Raw genomic sequence first — 4,988 nt, 5'->3', positions numbered from 1 at the left:
GGGGCATTTGAGATTCCCTTGGTGGCTAAAAGAATGCTTATGACGGAGAAGTATGATGCAATCATCTGCCTTGGATGCGTGATTCGCGGAAGTACACCCCATTTTGATTATGTTGCAAATGAGGTTTCCAAGGGAATTGGAAAAATCTCTCTGGATTTTGCTAAACCCGTAATATTCGGGGTCCTGACCACAGATACCATAGAGCAAGCCATAGAGCGAGCAGGGACAAAGGCAGGGAATAAGGGATTTGATGCAGCAACCTCAGCGATTGAGATGGTAAACCTTCTCGGTACGCTGTAGGAACACAAAGCCGTTTTATACCTGCTCTTGTTCCAGGAGCAGGTATGCTGCCTATAGAGTAAATACAAAATTCCCTGTCACATTAAGCTTGGTGTTGATCTTGGAGGAATCCTTTTGGTAGGGAAACAGAATTCCTGTGCTTCCTTCCTGAAGTTCCTTGGGAAGATGCAACAATGAGTACTCTTCAGTTGCCACCAGGGTTGTGTATCCCTCTCTGGCTTCAAGGCTATAACGGGCATGGATCAGCATTCCTTCCAGCTCGATTGTTACGATATCACCCAAGGAGTATCCCGCGTCCTGAAGCATCCCCCGATTAACAGAGAGCACTAACAGTTGCTCATGCGGGGACTCAGTAATGGACAGTGGAACTGCATCAGGCTTTCTTGCCGTGGCACAGGAGGTGAGCAACACCAAGGCGGTTGCAAGTATCGCGTATACGGTTATTCTTTTCATGATCAATTCTCCTCAAGCAGGGTAAATGTGCTCTTATGATAATCCACTAATCCTTCACTGCGCATCTTTGAGAGTTCACTGGACATCGCACTTCTCTCCACACAGAGATAGTCTGCAAGATGTTGCCGGTCAAAAGGAATGGTGAATGTCTTCTTGTTTCCCTGCCGCTTCGATTCAGCAGAGAGGTAGGAAAGTAGTTTCTCCCGCGTATTACGCTTCGTGATGTGATTGATTTTTTTCATCAACTCCAGGTTCTTGTGACTGAATAATCTAACCAGGTTCTCGATCAACATATGATGATACACGCAGTTCATACTGCAGGTGGTTACAATTTTATTGATGTTCAGGAATAGGATGGTGGTGGGCTGGGATGTGATGGCAGCAACTTCACTGGGGGACTGGGTAAAGGCAACAGTCTCTGCAAAGGTATCACCCACCCCAATATTGGTCACAACTGTTCTGTTCCCCCAGAAATCGTGACGGACGATATTCACTGATCCTTGGATTACGATGCCCATTTCATCAGTGAAATCCCCTTCATCAATGATGGTGTAGTCTTTGGGGAAATTGCTGGTCCTGCTTTTCAAGCAGCCAAGCAAGTGGGGCAGTTCCTGTGCTCCTATCTGTTTGAAGAGATGAGAATGATGTAGTACCTCGTTGATGTTCATAAACCACCTTATATTTTGTTGTAAATCCAACATATCAATAGATGAGCACATGGTACCATAACCCATATAACAAGACAATGGAGTCAATATGATCAGACAGATGATAACTATAGATGAAGAGCTATGTAATGGGTGTGGTTTGTGCGTGAGTGCATGCCAAGAGGGAGCAATTGGTCTGGTAAACGGAAAAGCGGTATTGCTACGAGAAGACTACTGTGATGGGTTGGGCAATTGCTTGCCAGTCTGCCCAACTGGAGCAATCACCTTCGAAGATCGAGAGGCTCCTGCATTTGACCATGAGGCGGTAGAGAAGTTCATGGAAGCGGATAAGCCGGTATTCAGCTGCCCTGGAAGCCAGATCAATGTGATGAAAAGGGAAGAAAAGAGAGAACCTGTCTCACAAAATACGAATGCTGCACCACTACAGAGCCAGCTCCGTCAATGGCCGGTGCAGATCAAGCTGGCTGCCCCGAATGCTGGGTTCTTCAACAATGCTGACCTGCTTATTGCCGCTGACTGTGCAGCCTACGCCTATGGTGATTTCCATAATACCTTCATCAAGAACAGAGTCACCCTTATCGGCTGCCCAAAGCTCGATGCAGGGGATTATGCAGAGAAGCTTACCGATATTTTCAAGCATCATGATATCAGGAGCGTTACTGTTGCAAGGATGGAAGTCCCTTGCTGTGGAGGGCTCGATGGGGCAGTGAAACGTGCCATTGCAACCAGTGGGAAGATTATCCCCCTTGCCGTGGTAACGCTCTCCACGGAAGGGGAAATTCTCCGCTAGAAGATCCAGGATGCTCCTATGGTCAATGAGATACGTTCATCAATTGGTCCAATAGTAGGATGGATAACTTGGTTATTCCAACTGAACAAATCTCCTTTCTCTCCTACAGGAGCACTGAGGAAGCCCAGGAGGCTGAAGCCTTCAAGTACTGCCCAGTTTACCCCGAATGTTGCATTGAAGGAGAGATCCAACGGACTGATGATCGTCCTCAGGGACCAGGAGAGACTGGAAGAAGGGGTATACACCACCTCAGGGTAGAGCAAGAGTGGGCAGTCCTTATCGTCTTGGCTTTCTGCTTCCCAGTTTCCTGCAGGGCGGGTAAGGAATTCCATGCGGAGGGATACGTTCTTATCATTCTCCAGATACTGGATGTGGAATAATCCACCGGTAATTACCCAGGAATCCAGTGTTTCTTCACCAATGGCTCCACTCTGTGGAATGGCAAGGGAAGAGGACAGGTACCAGTCCGGTCCTATGTTTCCCTGCAGGCTTATATAGGGCTTATGCAGGCGTTCACTCTCATAACTGGTGAGATAGCCTGCCTCCACCTTGGTTTCCTGAACGGTAGTGTAGAGGCGAGCTCCTCCTCCCATATGCTCGATAGTATTGTCCGGTGAAGGGAGTACTACAGCTTCAGCAAAGCTGAAGAACCCCAGGGGATAGTTCAGGCTTACCAGGAGTCCTGTCTCATTCCTCAGCTCTGATTGGGTCAAGGTCACAGAGGTATCATTACTCCCGTAGAGCACATCCCCAGCATTGAAGAGTATTCCATCTCCCCATGAGAGGCGGGTTTTTCCTGCCGTCAGGCGGACTGAAGGGAAACGAACCTTGAAGTAAGCCTTGTGAAGGATTTCTTCATAAATATCAGAGGCAGAAGCAGTAGTGAAGAGCATTAAGTCTGGGGTTTTCAGGACTACTTCCCCGCGTACATCGCCACTCCTTCCTGAGCTGATCGAGAGACTCAGGGAGGGGGCCATCGTCTCATTCCACTGGCTAGTATTCGGCGTGTAGCTGAATGCGCTGAGCAACTGCATTTCCACTACAGGGTTTTCAGCCGCGGTCAGGGAAAGAGCAATAATGAGGAAGAGTGATAGGAGTAGTGACTTTCTTACCATGTCAGATTCTCCAAGGTGAATAGGTTTCTATCGAGTGTGATGTCTACTTCCAAGGTGTCGAGGGTCATCCATGTTGCACTATTACTCTTCATCGCATCCTCGATTCGGGTCTCTTTTGGGAGGGTCCTCCCATCCACCACCAGGGTGTCGAGTACCTCCATCTCCTTGAGCAGGCGACCGTGGCTGGTGGAATACTCTCCTTTCCATGTCAGGAAGGTTTCTTTGTCCACCCAGATTTTCTGGACAGGGTAGGCAACCTGCCTTGTTTTTGCCGTAAGGGTCAGGATATAGCAATCCCTCCCATTGATGGTCTCACTGCCATCGAGTGTCACATGATAGTCATCAAGGGTTGTTTTCTCTTCCGTCATATCCTCATAGGAGAGGTCGCTGCCAAGTACCGATTGTCTGAGTGCCGCTCCTTGCAACCTGATCAACTCCTCGGCATCAGGGTAGAAAAGATAGAGGCTTCCCTTGGTTCTGAGAATTTTTTGTCCTCGTTCAGCGATGCTGGTGAATTCAATAAGCGAATCGGTTGTTCCTCGTGACCAAGCCTTGAAGGTACTCTCCTTTGTTCCAAACCGATCTGTCGTTTTGATTGATCCGGTGGCGTAGGAGGTTTTAAAGGTAGCCTGTGCATCCATCTCCCTGACAATCTCCTCGGCGTTGATTGCAAACAGGGAGACAGGCAGGAAGAGTATGGTGAGTCCAAGCAGGACCATGATAATATGCTTAGACATAGCGTAGTGCCTCCACAATTTCTATTTTTGAAGCTTTTCGGGATGGAATGAGCGTAGAGAGCGATGCGATGACGATTGCGTAGATCCATACAAAGAGAGCGGTGAACCAGTTGACCCGTGGGAAGAGAATGGAGGATACCTCCATATCGACACCACTCATCGCTTCAGTAAAATTGATTCCTGTCTTGCTGAGTATGAAGACGATCAAGACCCCAAAGAGTGTACCGAGCGTGGAACCGGCGATACTGATGAATGTACCTTCCAAGAGGAAAAGCCTGGTGAGCTCCTTCCCTTGCATTCCCAGGGCACCCAGTGTTCCAATCTCACGAACTCTCTCATAGATAACCATCATCGTTGTATTGATGATGACCGTACTTCCCAGAACAAAGAAGATGGCTCCCATCACATAGTAGATGAACTTGGCAATGGAGAGGAATGAATACATCATATTCAGATCCTTCCATGCCCGTGTTTCAGTCTCAAGGGAAAGCTGTTCCTGAAGGGCAGTTTTCACTGCATTTGCTACATCTCTTTCTTTGTATCCATCCTCGGTGAGCAATAGGATTTCCTGGCTGTGGCCATCCATCCTCAGGAGGTATTGGGCCCGGTCAATGGGAACATACACCGTTTTGGCACTCAGTCCTCCCACCGGGAAGGCTGCAATACCAACAATGGTAAAAGTCATGGCATTGGAACCCCTCAGTGCAGTGGAGGTAAGCATGGTCACCTTGTCCCCCACTGAGAGCCCAAGGTCATGGGCAAGGAATTTGCCCATCAACAGCTCATTGGCTCCAGGTTCAGGTATTCTTCCCTCATCCATGATTGCAGGAAAGTCGATAAAAGCCTGTTCCGTGTTGAAGTCAACACCAACTCCCATGGCTCCATTGTTCTTCTCGTCGATGTACAGATTGGCCGGAAAGTTGAT

At 48.4% G+C, this 4,988-nt stretch carries 7 protein-coding genes; 2 read left to right on the top strand and 5 right to left on the bottom strand.

Annotated elements, in window-relative coordinates; translation table 11 throughout:
* Window positions 1-300, top strand: a 300-nt coding sequence (gene ribH / locus AB7S66_RS11260) for a 6,7-dimethyl-8-ribityllumazine synthase (RefSeq protein WP_428520057.1), incomplete at its 5' end; no start/stop codon positions are given.
* A gap of 51 nt (window positions 301-351) precedes the next feature.
* On the opposite strand, the gene AB7S66_RS11255 is transcribed toward ribH, so the two are convergent.
* Together AB7S66_RS11255 and AB7S66_RS11250 are read right to left on the bottom strand one after the other, a co-directional pair.
* Complete coding sequence (locus AB7S66_RS11255; RefSeq protein WP_428520055.1) at window positions 352-753, bottom strand: hypothetical protein; 402 nt, start codon at window positions 751-753, stop codon at window positions 352-354.
* A 2-nt stretch (window positions 754-755) separates the two neighbouring features.
* The gene (locus tag AB7S66_RS11250) at window positions 756-1,421 is read right to left on the bottom strand and encodes a Crp/Fnr family transcriptional regulator (RefSeq protein WP_428520053.1); all 666 of its coding nucleotides are present in this window, start codon (window positions 1,419-1,421) and stop codon (window positions 756-758) included.
* Between the two features lie 88 nt (window positions 1,422-1,509).
* On the opposite strand from AB7S66_RS11250, the gene AB7S66_RS11245 reads away from it, so the two are divergent.
* The gene (locus tag AB7S66_RS11245) at window positions 1,510-2,211 is read left to right on the top strand and encodes an ATP-binding protein (protein ID WP_428520051.1); all 702 of its coding nucleotides are present in this window, start codon (window positions 1,510-1,512) and stop codon (window positions 2,209-2,211) included.
* Here AB7S66_RS11245 and AB7S66_RS11240 read toward each other — a convergent pair.
* The 3 genes from AB7S66_RS11240 to AB7S66_RS11230 form a co-directional block, all read right to left on the bottom strand.
* Complete coding sequence (locus tag AB7S66_RS11240) at window positions 2,208-3,326, bottom strand: hypothetical protein (protein WP_428520049.1); 1,119 nt, start codon at window positions 3,324-3,326, stop codon at window positions 2,208-2,210. The genes AB7S66_RS11245 and AB7S66_RS11240 overlap by 4 nt on opposite strands.
* Window positions 3,320-4,063 (bottom strand): outer membrane lipoprotein-sorting protein, encoded by a 744-nt coding sequence (locus AB7S66_RS11235; protein WP_428520047.1) that lies wholly within the window; start codon window positions 4,061-4,063, stop codon window positions 3,320-3,322. The genes AB7S66_RS11240 and AB7S66_RS11235 overlap by 7 nt, the downstream gene beginning before the upstream one ends.
* On the bottom strand, window positions 4,056-4,988 hold a 933-nt coding region (locus tag AB7S66_RS11230), incomplete at its 5' end, for an ABC transporter permease (RefSeq protein ID WP_428520045.1). The genes AB7S66_RS11230 and AB7S66_RS11235, both read right to left, overlap by 8 nt.

The organism is Sphaerochaeta sp. (genome assembly GCF_050178175.1).
Taxonomy (GTDB): Bacteria; Spirochaetota; Spirochaetia; order Sphaerochaetales; family Sphaerochaetaceae; genus Sphaerochaeta.
The sequence above is the reverse complement of the archived record's forward strand: the minus strand, read 5'-3'. Positions and strand labels throughout refer to the sequence as shown.

Coding starts and splice junctions, on each gene's coding strand:
- AB7S66_RS11250 (WP_428520053.1), bottom strand. CDS start 1,421: ATGAACATCAACGAGGTACTACATCATTCTCATCTCTTCAAACAGATA.
- AB7S66_RS11245 (WP_428520051.1), top strand. CDS start 1,510: ATGATCAGACAGATGATAACTATAGATGAAGAGCTATGTAATGGGTGT.
- AB7S66_RS11235 (WP_428520047.1), bottom strand. CDS start 4,063: ATGTCTAAGCATATTATCATGGTCCTGCTTGGACTCACCATACTCTTC.
- AB7S66_RS11240 (WP_428520049.1), bottom strand. CDS start 3,326: ATGGTAAGAAAGTCACTACTCCTATCACTCTTCCTCATTATTGCTCTT.
- AB7S66_RS11255 (WP_428520055.1), bottom strand. CDS start 753: ATGAAAAGAATAACCGTATACGCGATACTTGCAACCGCCTTGGTGTTG.